Genomic DNA, 15,276 nt, shown 5'->3' on the forward strand with positions numbered 1-15,276 from the left:
CCAGGGTTCGGCTGGCCAGAATGCGACGAAGCTCATCGGTATCTACGACAAGCGTGAGATCCCGGAGCTGCACGCCCAGGCGTGGGGGAACACCGGCAGCGGAGATGCGGGCCGCGGTCGAGCATGTCTCCGCGCGGTACTCGGGCCTGGCGGACTCGGCGCCGTCGGGTCCGCCGTTGCGCGGGGCACCGGTGGTGCAGACGAAGAAGTCCCTGACTGCCGTCACCGACCAGGGCCTGGTGAAGTAGAAGGTGAGGGGCGCTTCGGTCTTCGCTCACGGTGCTACGGCGAAGCCATGCGTATGCGGTCAGGTCACGGTGCCGGCGGCTTCGTGGAGGGCTTGGCGGATCTGGTCGGGACCGGGCGCCCGGCCGGTCCCTGCGGGGTGCGGTAGAGCGCCCGGTAGATGCTGGCCACCGAGGGGGTCTGTCCCCTGCGCTTACCGGTGAGGATGATCAGGTCGGGCTGGATCTGCTCGACCGACTCGCCGCCCGGACGGCGGCGGAGCATGTCGTCGGTGATGACCGGGAGCCGGCCGCCGTGCTCGCCCTTTGGCGCCGCGGTGTCGAGCACTTCGAGGGTGGACTCGCGGATGTTCTCCCACTCGGTCTCCGCCATCGCGACGAAGTGAACGGCTGAGGCCGGGGGCAGGCCCACGGCGGTCCCGCCGCGATCAGCGCGGCGATCTCGGGACGGGCGGTCACGGGGACCTCCTGAAGCTATCTGTTCGCGAACTAGCCGACTCGCACACCGACACCCACTGGCTACTTTACGCTTTCTCTTGAACACGCATTGTGATCGGTACGGCGAAGTAGAGGAGATCTGTCACATGACGACAGTGGAGACCAACCTGGCTGTCAGGCTCGGGTTCCAGACCGACATGACCGTCCAGGAGATCGGCTACGACGAAGATGTCGACCAGGAACTGCGCGAGGCGATCGAGCAGGCGACTGGCACGGAGCTGGTCGACGAGGAATACGACGACGTCGCCGATGCCGTGATCTTGTGGTTCCGCGACCACGACGGTGATCTCACCGATTCTTTGGTCGATGCCCTCGCCCACCTGGAGGAAGGCGGCTCAATCCTGCTGCTCACCCTGAAGAGCGGGCGTGATGGTTACGTCGAACCCAGTGAAATCGGCGAAGCGCTCAACACTGCCGGGCTCTCCCAGACCAGGTCCGTCAACGCGGGCAAGGACTGGAACGGCAGCCGCCTCAGCACCCCGGTGAAGACAGCCAGGCAGCGATAGCTCCCGCCCCGGACCGTTGCTTACCTCGCTTCACCGGGGCCTGGGCGCGTCTCGGTACCGGGCGGCAGGCCGCCGTCGTCGTGTAGTCGGCGACCTTGCCGGGCGTGTCGACGCCCACTGGCAGCTCGGGGGCCGGAGTGTCCTCCTCGGCGGCGGTGTGGTCGGGCAGGAGGTCGGCGACGGCCGTGCGGATGGCGCCGCGGCCGACCCGGTGGTCGCGGGCGAGGGCGGCGATGGAGCACCCTTCCACGCACGCGGTGCGTACGTCGGCGGTCTTCGCGGCCGCCACAGCGGGGTGGCGCCCGCCTTTGCTGTCCTTGGCCTCGACGGCGCGCAGGCCGTCATAGGCGAGCTCGCGCTGGAGTTCGCCGCCGGCGACGAGGGCCTGCACCACGAACTTCACGGTGGCCGGCAGCTCGCCGGTGCGCGGGTGGCGGGCGGTGAGATCCATCGCGGAGAACGCGCCGTCGTGGATGCGCAGGGCGAGTCGGTCACAGTGGAGGACGTCGAGCACGTCGAGGATGTGCTGGTTGCCGTGCACGAGGCGGAACATCTCGGAGATGTGCACGGTGTCGCCCGGCCGCGCGTAAGTGAGCAGTTCGCCGAGCCTCGGGCGCTGGAGCGGGTGGAGGCGGCTGGACGTGCCCGGGTCCTCCTCGAAGAAGACCGGGTCCTCGATCCCGGCCTCGGCCAGGACGAGGTCCTGGCGGGCGGTGGACCGCTGGTCGGTCGAAACCTGCTTGTAGACCGGCCTCGGGGAACGTCGGTGCAGCGGTTAACGCTAAGACGGTGATCATGGTCCTGGCCTCGGGAGCATCGGTGCAGCAGTTGGCGCTAAGAACGATCACGGTCCTGTCTGTGTGGGCTGGGGATCTCCGGGATGACCGTCACCGTCCATCGGTCTCGACAGTTGTACGGGTATGGAACCCAATACGGACTTCGAAGCGATGCGGCGCGGATCATGGGGGGCGCGGGGCTCACGATGGGTGCTTCCCGCCACGGTCGTGATGCTGGCGCTGTCCCTGCTGCCGTCCACGGCACAAGCCTCAGGGAAAGCTGCCCCGTCCCGGTCCGACCTGGAGGCGGTCCGTCTCGACCCAGCCCCGGCACCCGTCGGCGGCACCACCGAAGTAGACGCATTCGTCGTCAACCGCGGTCCGGAACGGACCGCCTCCCCCTTCCGTATCACCCTTCGCGTGCCCAGCGGACTCACGATTCTCCGGCCGAGCCTCCTGGAGGACTGCACCCCGCCAGGGGGCCGCGTCATCACCTGCGTCTTCCCCGCCGGGCTGGATGTCCTGGAAACAGCGACTGCCATCATCCCGGTCAAGGTCGGCACCGAAGTTCCCCCCGGCACACGCGACGGACAGATCATCGTCGCCGGCGAAGACGACACCGATCGCGGCAACGACCGCACTCCCATCACATTCACGATCCAGGACCCGGACGCCCCGTAGATGTGCTGAACCTGTATGCCGACCGATCACGGGTGACCGGACAAGTTCTAGTCCGGTTCGTCGACACACGGGAGCAGTCCGAGGCCCGCCCCGCGAAACCCACGTTCTAAGAATCCATCTCATTTGGCGAGTCTGCGGTAGCAGATGAGGGTGCAGGCGATGCTGGTGAAGGCGAGGAAGTGGTCAGCCTTGCGTTCGTAGCGTCGGTGGAGTCTTCGGCAGCCGGCGAGCCAGGCCATGGTGCGTTCGACGGTCCAGCGGTGGCGGCCCAGCCGCTGCGAGGACTCGACTCCCTTGCGAGCGATGCGGTGGGTGATGCCGCGCTCGCTTAACCATCGCCGCAGGTGGGCGTAGTCGTAGCCCTTGTCGGCGTGGAGCTTGCCGGGCTTGCGTCGCCGAGGTCCCCGGCGGGAGCGGATCGGAGGGATGCCCTTGACGAGCGGGATGAGGGCTTGGCTGTCGTGCAGGTTGGCCCCGGAGATCGCGACGGATATGGGCAGACCGGTTCGTTCGGTGATCAGGTGGATCTTCGAGCCGTACTTGCCTCTGTCGACAGGATTCGGGCCTGTCAGGTCCCCCTTTCCAGGGCCCGCATGTTCACCGAGTCGATCGCGCACCGCGACCAGTCCAGCTCGCCGCGGGCACCGAGTTCGTCGAGAACCAGGCGGTGGAGCTTGGCCCATACCCGGGCCTTCGACCACTCCGAGAACCGCCGGTGGGCGGTCGCTCCGGACGGGCCGAACGACGCCAAAGGCAGCTGCTGCCAGGTACAACCCGACGTAGCCACGAAGACGATCGCGGCCAGCACCTCCCGGTCCCCGTGCCGACGCCGACCACCGCCCTGAGGTCGCGACGGCGCCTCCGGCACCACCCGCTGGAACAACTCCCACAACTCGTCCGGCACCAGACGCTCAACGATCCCCACCATGACGCACAGAATAGCGAAGCATCCAAATGAGATGGCGTCTAAGTCCCCGAAGATCAGCGAGGTGCTGCCGCTGCTCTACCTGCACGGCCCGTCCTCCGGCGACTTCGTGCCCGCCTTGGAGCAGTTCCTCGGCAGCTCGGCGGGTCTGTCACCGGCGACGGTCACCCGGCTGACCCAGCAGTGGCAGGCCGACCAAGCGTTCGGCGAGCGAGATCTGTCCGACAGCGACTATGTCTACGCATGGGCCGACGGCATCCACCTGTGCAAACGCCTGCAGGAGGCGAAGTCGTGCGTGCCCGTGCTGATGGGTGTGCGCTTGGACCGCGCCAAGGAGCTGATCGCCATGAGCGACGGCTATCGCGATTCAGCCGACTCCTGGGCCGACCTGCTGCGCGACTGCCGACGGCGAGGATTGGGCGCTCCCGTCCTGGCGGTCGGCGACGGCGCGCTCGGTCTCTGGAAGGCTCTGGCCGAGGTGTTCGCCGAGACCCGCCACCAGCGGTGTTGGGTTCACAAGATCGCAAATGTGCTCGGCAGTCTCCCGAAGTCCGCCCAGCCGGGAGCGAAGAAGGCCCTGCAGGAGATATACAACGGCGAGGGCCGCGACCATGCGCTCGTGGCGGTCGCGGCGTTTGGGAAGACCTACGGCGCGAAGTGGCCCAAGGTCGTCAGGAAGACCACCGATGACGTGGACGAACTGCTGGTGTACTACGACTTCCCTGCTGCGCACTGGATCCATCTGCGCACGTCGAACCCCATCGTTCCACGTTTCCCACCGTTCGGCTGCGCACGAAGGCCACCAAGGGCGCCGGCAGCGCGGCCGCCGCCTTGGCCATGGTGTTCAAGCTCGTCGAGTCCGCACAGCAGTGTTGGCGGGCCGTGAACGCACCCCACCTCGTCGCCCTCGTCCGTGCCGGGGCCCGCTTCGAACGCGGCCAACTCGTCGAACGGCCGCAGACGACCGCGGCATGAATAGGGTGGCAGGCCTGCCTCGAAGTTCGAGATCATCCGACCATGTCGAATAGCGCGCCAGGACAGGACCTTCCGGTCGGCTTCGGGTTCCAGCCGTATCGCGGCGACGAGGACCACGGCCCCATGGCCGCGGTGCGGCTGGGTTGTGCTGAACGGGACCAGGCCGACGCCCATTCGGTTGTGGAAGGACTCCCGACAGCGACCGAGATCGCCGAAGCCTCTGCCAGGCTGGAGGAGCCGTCCAAGAACCAGATCCTGGTGGTGCATGACGGGAGCGTCGTCGGCTACGCGACGATCCGATGGTGGCAAGAGCGGGACGACACGTGGCTGTACCTGCACCGCGGCTACCTCTTGCCCGAGCATCGCCGCCAGGGCATCGGCTCAGCCATGCTGAGCTGGGCCGAAGAACGGATCCGCCGGCTCGTCAAACAGCATGGAACGGCGCGGACGGCAGTGATCGGCGCGAACGCCATGGCCTCCGAGCAGGACGCCACGGCGCTTCTGCTCGCAACCGGCTACCGACGTGTCTTCAGCCTGGTCGAGCTGGAGCTGGGCGATCTGCAGCACTTGCCCGAGCGGGGCAGCGAACTGCCGGCCGGGATACGGACGGGCCCGATCGAGTCAAGCCACTACCGCGCAGCCTGGAGGACGGTCGTCGATTCGTACGCGAACACCGGCTTCACGCAGAAATGGCCATTCCAGGATTTCGTCGACACCGCCGACCCGGCATGCTGGAGGGCTGCCTGGAACGGGCAGGATATGGTCGGCGTCGCCCTCTGCAGCATCCGCCGTCACGACCGCACCGTAGGCGAGGTCGAAGAGCTGAGTGTCCGGACGGACCAGCAACGCCTCGGAATCGGCCGGGCCCTGCTGCTGGACGGGCTGCGGAGCCTTCGCGGACAGGGTGCTACGACCGCCCGGCTGTTCACGGGCACGGCAAACCCGCACCGGTCCTACGATCTTTACGAGAGTGTGGGGTTCCGGCGGCAGAACGAGTACGTCCGTTACCGCAAGCCGCTTGCTTGACCGACCGGTCATTGGGCGGTCCGATCAGTCCACAGGATTTGACATACCTCACGATCCGGACTTGTACGAGGAAATGCACGAGCGACAGCGCAAGGGGCATTCCTCACGGCGGATCCGCGTCGAGCACGGCATCGCCCACCTCAAGAACTGGCGGGCGCTGGCCCGTCACCTCGGCCGCCGCGAGCACATGAGCGACACTGTCCAAGCCGACGCCGGCCTGCTCTCCCACCAGCAGACCGCGGACCTGGGCCCTCGACGACAGAGGTGAGCACCGGCCCACCGAAGCCCTCGACGTCTCACCGCTTACCGTGCACGAGCTCGTAGGGGTAGAGAAACCAAGGCCTCCGCCGTGGAGACCATCCGCCGGCCGGCGCACACGCACACTCCTTGGCTACCGATCCGCTACGCGTTCTGAGTTCCGGGCCGCCGAGGCGTGACAGGCGGCGCGATCTGCTCGTTCCTGGCCGCGCGGCGGCCGGCCGCGTATCCGCCGAGGCCGGCCGCGGCCAGCACCAAGCCCAGGGCCGCGAACACCGTCGGGCCGGTGGGCACGGTCGCGCCCGGCACCACTCGTCCTCGTACGCCCGAGACCGCGAAGCCGCCTTGGTACGCATCGAGGTGGTAGCGGGAGTCGTTGGAGTTCGCGCGATAGTCGCCCAGCACGAAGAGTCGGCCCGCCGGGACCCGCACGTCGTACGCCCCGGCCTGCGGATCACCCAGCGTGTCCGCCAGGTACGGCTCGTCGAGCTTCTTCCCGTTCACCGTGACCCGGCTACCGTCGCCGGTGACGTGGTCGCCGCCGATGCCGATGACGCGCCGCAGCACCGGCTCGGTCATGTACCGCTCGGGCGGATCCATGAGGACAACGTCACCCCTGTGCACACCGTCCGAGCCGACCCGTCTGACCAGCACGTGAGCCCCGGGCGGGAATCCCGGTCGCATGGAGTCGCCCCCGACCGTCACCCTGTCGTACCGCCCGAAGCCGTAAGCGACCGAGCCGGCCAGCAGCACGAACCCCACCGGCGTCAGCACCCAAGCCGCAGCCCGCCATCCCCGACCCGCACTCCGCCGCCCCATGGAAACTCCACCCGTTGTCTTGATCCTCCGCACACTCCACACAGCGTCCCCAGCGCACGAACCGTCACCGCCCGCCGCACCGAGGGGGTCGATCCGGTCGACCGGGGCAGCCGGAGATGGGGGCGTCGTACGGGATCGTCAGGGCATGACTTCTCCGACCCCGTCCGAGGCGAACGCCACCACGGGCGTCCCGATCAGGCTGTGGTACCCGTTCGTGCAGCACGAGGGCTGGCCCCCCTACGACACCGAGGGGCTCTGGGCCACCCGGCTGAGTGAAGATACGGCCCAAGTGGCGAACGCTCCGTTCCTACAGGGCGGCGTGGCCGAGGGCGAGGTCGTTCGGGTCGTCACGGCCGCCGACGGACTGCACCGGCAACGGAACGGGTGGGCCGATGCTGTCGTAAAAAGTGACCAGGTCAGCCGAGATGAGACCTGCTTGCGCAAGCGCGCGAGCCGCGGTTTGATCGTCGCGGCTCGCCGGCCGGACCTCGTTGGAACCGGGAGGATAACCGTGCCGACGCTCGAACTCGCCCGTCATCACCGCGAGGACCCTGGAGACTCTGCTTGTCCACGAGGCCAGCCAGGCGAGTGAAAGCGAACTGTCACTCATGAGGCCGGATCATGGCATACGGCACCTACACCCATGAGGTGACCAACGGCCTTGCATCTCGACCTCAGCGCCTTGAGTTGCCGGTGGGAGATGAGGCACCAGGCGAGCTTCAGGAACACTTCGTGGATGTCGGGCCGCCGCTCCCACCGGATCCGCAGCCGTCGGAAGCCGCTCTCCACGACCCAGCGGTAGGTGCCCAGCCCGGTGCCGTGGTGGGCATATCGCGGGCACGATGCCACGGGCGCGGACCTGGTCGCGGTAGATGTCATGGTCGTAGCCGCAGTCGGCGAACAGCGAGTCCGGCTTGCGGCGGGGACGGCCGGACCGTCGTCCCCCTGATGGCCATCCGATTCCCGGCAAGGCGGGAACTCTAAGCCTTTTCGCCGCTCACGCGGTCCGGCCAGTTGCGGGGCCGTCCACTCAGCGGCCGGGAAACCCGTATCCGGTCCAGGACCTCGGCCATCTGCGGGGCGTCGCCCCACTGACCCGGCGTGAGCAGGAGGGCCATGGGGCGGCAGCCACCTTCGCCGACGAGGTAGATCTTGCAGGCCAGGCCGCCCCGGGACGGCCCGAGTCCCTCGCCGGGGCAGTGGTGCCAGGGCGTCGGCCCCTTTTCCGGGATCCACGGACGGGCTCTGCGGGTGCCGGGGCGTCCACGGCTTGATACGCCCCGGCGCACGCCCCGCACGCACTCCCCGCGTGCACCCCGCACCCCTCGCTCCCGTCTGTACGCGCGCCACCACGGTACGTAGTGTGTCCCCCGTTCCTGTCAGGGCAAGTCAACTCACCACTCAACGGGACCCGTTCGCGACGCGGCGGGCCTCCGGTGCGTCAGGGGGAAGCGATGTCCAGGGGTCAGCGATGCGAGCATGTCCGGGCAGCCGACGTCAGACGCATCGGAGCGGTCCCGTCCCTAGGGCGCCGGAAGCGTCGTGCGACCGGCGCGCTGTCGTCACTGGCACTGGCGGCCGTCGCGGTGGTAGCTGTGCCGGCGGGCCAGGCTGCGGCCGTCCCGTCCGGACCGTACCTCTACGTCGCCGGTTACGGCAGCGGCACCGTGTCGGTGGTCGACCCGGCGACCGACACGGTGGCCGCGACCATCGCCGTCGGCGGCGCTCCCCGCTCCGTGGCGCTCGCGCCGGACGGCACCCGCGCATATGTCTCCGACTACAGCAGGAACAGCAGCAAGGTGTCGGTGATCGACACCACTACCGACACCGTGACCGCCACCGTCGCCACCGGCAAGAACCAGGAACAGCTGGGCGTGACCCCGGACGGCTCCCGGGTCTACGTCGCCAACGCCGGCAGCGCGAACGTGTCGGTGATCGACACGGCCACCGACACGGTGTCGTCCACCGTTCCGGTCAGTGGGAGTCCTCGCGGACTGGCGGTGTCGCCCGACGGCTCGCGCGTGTACGTCACCAACTCCGGCAGCACGGTGTCGGTGATCGATACCGCGACAGACACGGTCTCGGCGACCATCGGGCTGGGCAACAGCAGCGGACTCGCGGTCGCCTTCGCGCCGGACGGCACGCAGGCCTACGTCTCCAGCGCCGGCGACAACAGGCTCTACGTGATCGACACGGCCACCGAATCGGTGACCGCCTCCGTCGGTGTCGGCCTCAGCCCGCACGGGGTGCTGGTGACGCCTGACGGCTCGCGCGTGTACGTCGCCAACTACTTCAGCAACAACGTCTCCGTGATCGACACGGCGACCAACACGGTGACCGCCACGATCGCCGTCGGCCTGTATCCATGGGAGGTGGCGCTCCAGCAGGGCGGCGACCACCTCTACGTCTCCAACAGCGGCAGCAGCGACGTGTCGGTGGTCGCGCTCGCCACCAATACGGTGACCTCCGGTTTCGGCGGCGTCGGCAGCACGCCTCTCGGCATCACGTCAGGCGTGGTACGCCCGGCGAGGGCGGACCTCGACGTGGCGCTGAAGGCCAAGGCCAACGCTCTCCTCCCGGGCGCCATCGGCTACACACTGACGGTGCACAACGCCGGCCCGAACCAGGCGACATCGGCGAAGGTCGCCGCGACACTACCCGCGGGAGCCTCCGCGACCGGACTCTCACCCGGCTGCACCGCCACGGGCAACACGGTCGTCTGCGCGTTCGCGAACATTCCCGCAAGTACTTCCGTCACGGCCGGCTTCAAGCTTCCGCTGTCGCTGCTCAACGTCGGACAGATCACGGTCCAGGCGGCGCGCACGACCTCGTCCCCGACCGATCCCGACCCCTCCAACGACACGTCGTCAGCGTCCTGCACGGTGATCTCCATCCTGCTCGCCACCTGCTGACGTCCCTACGGATCGATATATCCGCACGAGGTCGGGTGCGAGAGGTGCGCCGTGTCACCGACCTACGCCCACGCCGCACCAACTCAAAGAGAGCGTACCGTGGGTACCACCCACACCCTGGGCCACTTTCGGAACATGCCCCAACGAGCTCGTGCATGGTTGGCGGCGGGGCGTCGGCTCTGGTTCGGCGATCATGGTTGCGTGGTGGGGAACGCGACTCGCGATCATCGGCGACCGGGAGATCGCGGGTCTCTCGGCCCCTGTGATTGCTGAACCCGTCGATGATGTGGGCCCGTTATGGCATGCGCGCTCGCCGAAGGTGCACGGCCCTATGGTGCTGTGCTCGCGCTGACAGGACGGACGAAACTGGCGGCGGCAGAAGTGCGACAAATCGGGGCTCTCCGCGGTGCTTCTGCGCGTCTACGCATTCGGCTGGACCGGCATCTCGCGCTCCGTACTTGACCCGCGCCAATCCCGGTCGGCTCCAGGCGGAACGATCTTGACGTGACTGCAGTGATCACGGCGTCGGTGCCGTCCTGGATAGGCCCCTTCACCGGGCTGAGCCCGCGCTCATTCGGCAAGTTGGTGACCGCCGTACGGCGCGGGACCTCTGCTGAGCTCCAGCGCGGGCGATCCTGGAGGCTGCCGCTGGAGAATCGCATTCTTCTTGTCGCGGTTTACTGTCGAACGAACTTGACGATGCGACAGATTGCTCTGCTTTTCGGCATCTCGAATTCAATGGCGGGCCGGATCATCGATCACCTCGGGCCGTTGCCGGCCCTCCAGCTCCGAAAGCGGTTCCGTATAGACACCGTGCTCATCGTGGACGGCACCCTGGTGCCCACCCGCGACCACACGGTGGCCGAGCTGTCGAAGAACTAGCGCTACTCCGCGGCACATCAGGTGGTCATCAACGCCGGTGCTCGCCTGGTCGTTGTGGTCGGTCGACCCGTGCCCGGCAACCGGCACGACTCTCGCGGCTGGGAAGAGTCCGGCGCCAAGGCCGCCGTCGGCAAGACGATGATCAGCGCGGACGGCGGTTATCAAGGCACCGGCCTGGTCATCCCACACCGCCGGGCCAGGGGCGAGAACCTCCCGGCCTGGAAGGAAGAACACAACCGCTCACACAAGCAGGTTCGGGCACGGGTTGAGCACACCTTTGCCCGCATGAAGGGCTGGAAGATCCTGCGCGCCTGCCGACTCAAAGGCAACGGCATCCATCATGCCGTGCTCGGCATCGCCCGCCTGCACAACCTCACCCTCGCGGGACAGGCCAACAGCCGACACCGCAGACGACCATGCCTCCCAGACTCCAAGATCGTTACAGGAAAAGCGAGGCCACCGTTGATCACCGTCGGTGTGCGGACTGACGACGAGACGACGGCCCCTCCACAGCGCAGGGCACGCACGTGCACACGGTCGGCCGGCATGCCGCCGGGCACCGGCGAGTGGTCCGGCCCTGCCTTCGGACCGGACCACTCACCCCGTACTGCTCCCTCGCTAGGCCGCTCGGCCCGCCGGGTGGAAGTTGAGGCGTTCACGGATGACGGGGAAACCGGCCTTGGCGAAGTTCGCGGCCATGGGGAAGTTACCCTGGTCCGTCGCTCCGCCGATGAACTCCGCACCCTGCTCGACGAGGAAGTGGGTGCACTCCGCGAGGAGGTCGTCGGCGTAGCCACGACCACGCTGTTCCGGGACGACTCCGATGAAGCCGATGGTCGGACCGGAGGGGTTGTGGGCCGGGATGTGGACGCCGGCCAGGTCGCCCTCCGGCGTGTGCGCGGTCTGCCACCATTCCCGCGGGGAGGGGCACCAGTGGAAGAAGTCGAGTTCCTCCTGGGCGGCCCGGTCGAGGCCGCTCTCCTCTATGGCCCTGAGCGCGTGGGCGTCCAGGGTGGCGGAGTGGATGCGGCGCAACGCGTCGAAGAACACGGTGTCGTCGGGTTCGGCGATGAAGCGCAGGCGTCCGGGCCGCTCGGGCAGACCCCGCTCCGTGGTCCAGCGGTACAGGAAGCGTTCCACCAGGAGTTCGTACCCCGCGGCCCGTGCGGCGGCGAAGCGCGCCTCGGCGGCGGCGCGCAGCTCGGTCTGCTCCCGCCGGCCGCCGGGCAGGTTGATCTCGAGTTCGACGTGCCAGGGAGCGGAGCGCAGGAGTTCGGCTCCGGCCTCCTCCTCGCCTTCGGCCACGTCGAACCAGTTGATGTTCACGGGCTCCGAGTGGTCGGGACCGCCCCACCACGCGCCGCGTGCGACGACCTGGCCGTCACGCAGGGCGACGCGCTTCCAGTCGGGGCAGAACCGGGTGTGCCGGTGGCCTTCACGGGCACCCAGGGGGTCGGGGAGTGCGTCGAAGAGATGGGCGTTGCTCGCGGAGAGCGCGCGGATGACCGGATCGGTCATGGATTCCTCCGGGATACAGGCTGCTTGGAGCGCTCCCGGTCAGAACTGACGAGCCACGCCGGGACAGCGGAATAGGGAGCGCTGGAAAAGTGTGAACTGCACGGCACTCGCATCCTTCCGTCCGTCTCAGGGCGTGAAGCCCCACCGTACGTGATCTTCCGCGGACCCGTCCACGGATTTCCGCGCCGCGTGAAGGAGGTGTTCGCGGGACGATGCAGAGTGCCCTCGAAGCCCTCGGGGTCCTCAGCGGGCCGTAGCGCTCCAGCTGTGTGGATCGTGATCTGGCTGGTGGGGCCGGTACAGGAACATGTGCGGCCGCCCTCGATGATCGTGGGTGTGTGGTCTTCTTCGCCGTCGTCTTCTTGGCGGCCGGCTTCTTCGCGGGACTCTTCTTGCGCGCCGTGATCTCGTGAACGGTGGCATCCTCGCCGCTCACGCCCCGCTTCTCCTTCGCCGCAGTGGCCGAGGCGTTCAGGGCGGCCATCGGGTCCATGACCTTGCCGGACTCCCCCGCCCCGCCAGACTCGGCCGGCTCGGGCCGTTCCTTACCCTCGACCTTTTCTGCACGAAGCCGGGTGCTACCCGGGCAGGCCGGTCCTGGCCGCCAACAGGGCGAGTGCATCACGCAGAGCGGCAGCCGGTGCGTCGCCGAGGGCGGCGGCCAACTCCTCGTCCAGGGCGTGCGCGACCGCCGTGCAGGCGGCCAGTAGTTCATGACCTCGGCCGGTGATGGTCAGCACCTGACGGCGGCGGTCATCAGGGTCCCGCTCGCGGCTCACCGCCCCCAACGCCTCCAGGTCATCAGCCAGTCCTACCACCAGGCTGGGCGTCACCTTCATCGTGCGCGCGATCTCCTGCTGAGAGGCAGCGGCGCCACTGGCCAGCAGGGCGAGCAGCCCGGCGTGCTTGGCCCGGAGCCCGTGGACGGCGATCCCTTCGGCGAACCGGTCGGCGGTGATGGCGCCGAGCGTGCCGAGTCGAAAGGCCACGGTGTCGGTGAGCTTCTCCTGCTTGACATCCTTCACGCTCCACACCGTATCATCGACGAATCATTCACTAGCTTAACGATTAACAAGGTGACGCAATGAAACGTACGCTGCTCGTTCTCAACACGGCCGTGGCTGTGGGTTCGGCCGTCTCGGCGGTGATCGGGGCGCTGCACCCCACGTTCGTACTGGCGACGGAAACCGAGCCGAGCGCCGGGCTCCAGATGTACGCCCAGGCGTACGCGGCCCGTGCCGTTCCGCTGGCCGTAGGGCTCGTGCACCTGCTCCGACGGGAACATCGAGCCCTCGTCCCGGTGCTGGCGGTGGCTGGAGTGGCCCAACTCGGGGATCTCTACATCGGCGTCGACCGAGGAGTCACGGGAATGGCCGTCGGCGCGACACTCGCAGCGGTCACCCACCTCGGCACTGCCTGGTGGCTGACCCGCCGCACCGTCGCACCCTCCCTCGGGAGCGCGGGGTGAAGACGCTCAACCTGCTGATCATCTTCCTGTCGGAACTGGCCGTCATCGGATCGGTCGCCATCTGGGGTTTCACTCTTGGCACGGGATGGGCGCTGCGGCTGCTCGCCGGCATCGGCGGCCCGGCTCTCATGATCGCGCTGTGGTCGCTGTTCGGTGCTCCCGACGCTGCCCACAAGGTGCACGGCGCGACACGGGCGGTGTTCGAGACCGGCTGGTTCGGCGCGGGTGCCGTGGCCCTAGCACTGGCCGGATACGCCGCGCCGGCCCTCGTCCTGGCCGTCGTCATGACACTCAGCAAATGCCTCGCGGTGACCTGGCACCAGTAGGGCACCTGGCGCAGTCGCGCAGGACGTCGGTGAGGGCCGCAGCGTCCATGGCATCAACTGCCGCCGCGACGTGGCGTTGTATCAGGAGTAAGACGGACCGAGGGTTCGGTGGCCGAGAGCCTCGTACGCCCCTGAGGGGGAGATCTCATGCGGCGGCGCCTGCTGTGCCAGTCAGCCCGCGACGGCCGAGGTCGCACCAGCAACTGCGACCTGTCCTGCGGCAGCTGAAGCATCGCCCACGCAATAACAGTCCGGCGGGCCCGATCAGGCCCGCCGGGCCGGCACCCACCCGCTTTCCCCACGAGCTAGGCACGTAACCCGGCGCCCCGACTACGGGGCGCCTTCCTGCTGTCGCTCTTACAGCTCCGAAGGCCGCGGTTCTGGGCGGACCAGGGCGCGGCGTGGTTCACCTCGCTTTCGGGCAGCAGGCCGTTCGGCCGAAGATTTAGCCCAACTCAACCCCCCTTTACATTATCGGCGTTGTTCCCAAGAGCTCCCGGTGCGAGCGTGGAGGCATTCCATCTCCCCCTCTCACAGGAGTGACACGTGCCCGTACGTGAACAGGTGAACTTCGTCGGCGCCCAGGGCAAGCTCGCAGGCAATCTCTTTCTGCCCGACGCCGATGCGGCCGCTACGGCGGCAGGCGTGCTGGTCGCCGGTACCTGGACCTCGGTCAAGGAGCAGATGGCCGACCGCTACGCACGGGAGCTGGCCGCTCGTGGCTATGCGGCTCTGTCGTTCGATTTCACCGGCTACGGCGAGTCCGAGGGCTCGCCACGTGATTACGAGTCGCCGGCGTTGAAGGCCGGTGATCTGTGCGCCGCGGCCGACTTCCTCGCCGACCACCCGGCCGTCGCCGACAGCGCCTTTGGAGCGCTCGGTGTCTGCGCCGGTGCGATGTACGCGAGCGCCTTCGCCGCGCAGGACGCCCGGGTGCGGTCGCTGGCGCTCATCGCTCCGTGGCTGCACGACCGCCGCATCTGCGAGGAGAACTACGGCGGGCCGGCCGGCATCGCGGCCAAGAAGGCAGCGGCAGCCGAGGCACGGCGCCTGTACGTAGAAACCGGTGAGGTCACCTACGTGCCGGTCGTCAGCGGCAGTACCCCGGACGCGGCCATGCCCTTCGACATCGACTTCTACCTCAACCCGGAGCGGGGCGGGATACCGCAGTGGCCCAACCGGTACGCCGTCATGGCCTGGACCGAGTGGCTCGACTACGACGCCATCGCCCTCGCTCCCCGCGTGACCATACCGACCCTGCTCGTACACAGCGAGGACGCCGCGATCCCGGACGGCGCCCGCCGCTTCCACGCCGCACTCACCGGGCCGGCGGAATTCCTGTGGACGGACGGCATCCAGTTCGACTTCTACGACCAGTCACCGCAGGTCCGCCTGGCCGCCGATGCCGCCGCCGAACACTTCGCCCGCACGCTGTGAACAACCCCACCCGCTCGCCCCGGA

At 68.2% G+C, this 15,276-nt stretch carries 16 protein-coding genes and 5 pseudogenes; 12 read left to right on the forward strand and 9 right to left on the reverse strand.

The annotated features are described in order from the left end of the window. The first annotated feature begins 104 nt into the window (after window positions 1-104). Window positions 105-248: a hypothetical protein gene (locus ACFZAT_RS20425; RefSeq protein ID WP_391265640.1), complete on the forward strand. Its 144-nt coding sequence runs from the start codon at window positions 105-107 to the stop codon at window positions 246-248. 64 nt (window positions 249-312) lie between these two features. On the opposite strand, the gene ACFZAT_RS20430 is transcribed toward ACFZAT_RS20425, so the two are convergent. Next, on the reverse strand, window positions 313-618 hold the full coding sequence (locus tag ACFZAT_RS20430; protein ID WP_391265641.1) for a hypothetical protein: 306 nt from the start codon (window positions 616-618) through the stop codon (window positions 313-315). Between the two features lie 211 nt (window positions 619-829). On the opposite strand from ACFZAT_RS20430, the gene ACFZAT_RS20435 reads away from it, so the two are divergent. Further along, entirely contained in the window at window positions 830-1,249 is a 420-nt protein-coding gene (locus ACFZAT_RS20435) for a DUF3052 family protein (protein ID WP_391265642.1), read from the forward strand. Here ACFZAT_RS20435 and ACFZAT_RS20440 read toward each other — a convergent pair. After that, window positions 1,215-2,021, reverse strand: a complete 807-nt coding sequence (locus ACFZAT_RS20440) for a recombinase family protein (RefSeq protein ID WP_391266013.1) — start codon at window positions 2,019-2,021, stop codon at window positions 1,215-1,217. The two genes, ACFZAT_RS20435 and ACFZAT_RS20440, sit on opposite strands and share 35 nt — an antisense overlap. A 235-nt stretch (window positions 2,022-2,256) precedes the next feature. On the opposite strand from ACFZAT_RS20440, the gene ACFZAT_RS20445 reads away from it, so the two are divergent. Next, window positions 2,257-2,706 (forward strand): hypothetical protein, encoded by a 450-nt coding sequence (locus ACFZAT_RS20445; protein ID WP_391265643.1) that lies wholly within the window; start codon window positions 2,257-2,259, stop codon window positions 2,704-2,706. Window positions 2,707-2,825: 119 nt separating this feature from the next. Here the strand turns inward: ACFZAT_RS20445 and ACFZAT_RS20450 are convergent. Then, window positions 2,826-3,634 (reverse strand): IS5 family transposase gene (locus ACFZAT_RS20450; protein ID WP_391265644.1). Its coding sequence is split into 2 segments (ribosomal slippage): window positions 2,826-3,286 and window positions 3,286-3,634, totalling 810 coding nucleotides; the frame shifts between segments, so codons are not numbered across the junction. Between the two features lie 34 nt (window positions 3,635-3,668). Here ACFZAT_RS20450 and ACFZAT_RS20455 point away from each other — a divergent pair. The 3 genes and pseudogenes from ACFZAT_RS20455 to ACFZAT_RS20465 form a co-directional block, all read left to right on the forward strand. Continuing rightward, a pseudogene (locus ACFZAT_RS20455) lies at window positions 3,669-4,606 on the forward strand (IS256 family transposase); the annotation flags it as partial. A gap of 42 nt (window positions 4,607-4,648) precedes the next feature. Then, window positions 4,649-5,632 (forward strand): GNAT family N-acetyltransferase, encoded by a 984-nt coding sequence (locus tag ACFZAT_RS20460; RefSeq protein ID WP_391265645.1) that lies wholly within the window; start codon window positions 4,649-4,651, stop codon window positions 5,630-5,632. A 61-nt stretch (window positions 5,633-5,693) separates the two neighbouring features. Next, window positions 5,694-5,900, forward strand: coding sequence for a hypothetical protein (locus ACFZAT_RS20465; RefSeq protein WP_391265646.1), 207 nt, complete (start codon window positions 5,694-5,696; stop codon window positions 5,898-5,900). Between the two features lie 134 nt (window positions 5,901-6,034). Here ACFZAT_RS20465 and lepB read toward each other — a convergent pair whose 3' ends face one another. Beyond that, on the reverse strand, window positions 6,035-6,709 hold the full coding sequence (lepB, locus tag ACFZAT_RS20470) for a signal peptidase I (protein WP_391265647.1): 675 nt from the start codon (window positions 6,707-6,709) through the stop codon (window positions 6,035-6,037). 145 nt (window positions 6,710-6,854) lie between these two features. Here lepB and ACFZAT_RS20475 point away from each other — a divergent pair. Then, window positions 6,855-7,016: pseudogene (locus tag ACFZAT_RS20475) on the forward strand (hypothetical protein); the annotation flags it as partial. Here ACFZAT_RS20475 and ACFZAT_RS20480 read toward each other — a convergent pair. The 3 genes and pseudogenes from ACFZAT_RS20480 to ACFZAT_RS20490 all read right to left on the reverse strand — a co-directional run. Then, window positions 7,017-7,319, reverse strand: coding sequence for a hypothetical protein (locus ACFZAT_RS20480; protein WP_391266069.1), 303 nt, complete (start codon window positions 7,317-7,319; stop codon window positions 7,017-7,019). Between the two features lie 68 nt (window positions 7,320-7,387). Then, window positions 7,388-7,661 (reverse strand): annotated as a pseudogene (locus ACFZAT_RS20485) (IS5/IS1182 family transposase); the annotation flags it as partial. A gap of 31 nt (window positions 7,662-7,692) precedes the next feature. Then, a pseudogene (locus ACFZAT_RS20490) lies at window positions 7,693-7,965 on the reverse strand (IS5/IS1182 family transposase); the annotation flags it as partial. A gap of 339 nt (window positions 7,966-8,304) precedes the next feature. On the opposite strand from ACFZAT_RS20490, the gene ACFZAT_RS20495 reads away from it, so the two are divergent. Together ACFZAT_RS20495 and ACFZAT_RS20500 are read left to right on the forward strand one after the other, a co-directional pair. Continuing rightward, complete coding sequence (locus tag ACFZAT_RS20495) at window positions 8,305-9,621, forward strand: beta-propeller fold lactonase family protein (RefSeq protein WP_391265648.1); 1,317 nt, start codon at window positions 8,305-8,307, stop codon at window positions 9,619-9,621. 504 nt (window positions 9,622-10,125) lie between these two features. Continuing rightward, a pseudogene (locus ACFZAT_RS20500) lies at window positions 10,126-10,890 on the forward strand (transposase); the annotation flags it as partial. 231 nt (window positions 10,891-11,121) lie between these two features. On the opposite strand, the gene ACFZAT_RS20505 reads toward ACFZAT_RS20500, so the two are convergent. Both ACFZAT_RS20505 and ACFZAT_RS20510 read right to left on the reverse strand, forming a co-directional pair. Further along, window positions 11,122-12,021, reverse strand: a complete 900-nt coding sequence (locus tag ACFZAT_RS20505; RefSeq protein WP_391265649.1) for a GNAT family N-acetyltransferase — start codon at window positions 12,019-12,021, stop codon at window positions 11,122-11,124. A gap of 578 nt (window positions 12,022-12,599) precedes the next feature. Next, complete coding sequence (locus tag ACFZAT_RS20510; protein WP_391265650.1) at window positions 12,600-13,046, reverse strand: MarR family transcriptional regulator; 447 nt, start codon at window positions 13,044-13,046, stop codon at window positions 12,600-12,602. 59 nt (window positions 13,047-13,105) lie between these two features. Here ACFZAT_RS20510 and ACFZAT_RS20515 point away from each other — a divergent pair, with 59 nt between their 5' ends. The 3 genes from ACFZAT_RS20515 to ACFZAT_RS20525 all read left to right on the forward strand — a co-directional run bounded on the left by ACFZAT_RS20515 (window position 13,106) and on the right by ACFZAT_RS20525 (window position 15,252). Further along, window positions 13,106-13,489: a hypothetical protein gene (locus ACFZAT_RS20515; RefSeq protein ID WP_391265651.1), complete on the forward strand. Its 384-nt coding sequence runs from the start codon at window positions 13,106-13,108 to the stop codon at window positions 13,487-13,489. Further along, a complete protein-coding gene (locus ACFZAT_RS20520) occupies window positions 13,486-13,815 on the forward strand; it encodes a DUF2568 domain-containing protein (protein ID WP_391265652.1) in 330 nt (109 codons plus the stop codon). The genes ACFZAT_RS20515 and ACFZAT_RS20520 overlap by 4 nt, the downstream gene beginning before the upstream one ends. Window positions 13,816-14,361: 546 nt before the next feature. Beyond that, complete coding sequence (locus ACFZAT_RS20525) at window positions 14,362-15,252, forward strand: alpha/beta fold hydrolase (RefSeq protein WP_391265653.1); 891 nt, start codon at window positions 14,362-14,364, stop codon at window positions 15,250-15,252. Window positions 15,253-15,276: the final 24 nt, after the last annotated feature.

This window comes from Streptomyces sp. NPDC008163 (assembly GCF_042956885.1).
Lineage (GTDB): Bacteria > Actinomycetota > Actinomycetes > Streptomycetales > Streptomycetaceae > Streptomyces > Streptomyces drozdowiczii_A.

Excerpts from the sequence above, each read along its gene's own strand:
- ACFZAT_RS20480 (WP_391266069.1), bottom strand. The coding sequence starts at position 7,319 with ATGAGTGACAGTTCGCTTTCACTCGCCTGGCTGGCCTCGTGGACAAGC.
- ACFZAT_RS20515 (WP_391265651.1), top strand. The coding sequence starts at position 13,106 with ATGAAACGTACGCTGCTCGTTCTCAACACGGCCGTGGCTGTGGGTTCG.
- ACFZAT_RS20430 (WP_391265641.1), bottom strand. The coding sequence starts at position 618 with ATGGCGGAGACCGAGTGGGAGAACATCCGCGAGTCCACCCTCGAAGTG.
- ACFZAT_RS20425 (WP_391265640.1), top strand. The coding sequence starts at position 105 with ATGCGGGCCGCGGTCGAGCATGTCTCCGCGCGGTACTCGGGCCTGGCG.
- lepB (WP_391265647.1), bottom strand. The coding sequence starts at position 6,709 with ATGGGGCGGCGGAGTGCGGGTCGGGGATGGCGGGCTGCGGCTTGGGTG.
- ACFZAT_RS20445 (WP_391265643.1), top strand. The coding sequence starts at position 2,257 with ATGCTGGCGCTGTCCCTGCTGCCGTCCACGGCACAAGCCTCAGGGAAA.
- ACFZAT_RS20505 (WP_391265649.1), bottom strand. The coding sequence starts at position 12,021 with ATGACCGATCCGGTCATCCGCGCGCTCTCCGCGAGCAACGCCCATCTC.
- ACFZAT_RS20435 (WP_391265642.1), top strand. The coding sequence starts at position 830 with ATGACGACAGTGGAGACCAACCTGGCTGTCAGGCTCGGGTTCCAGACC.
- ACFZAT_RS20460 (WP_391265645.1), top strand. The coding sequence starts at position 4,649 with ATGTCGAATAGCGCGCCAGGACAGGACCTTCCGGTCGGCTTCGGGTTC.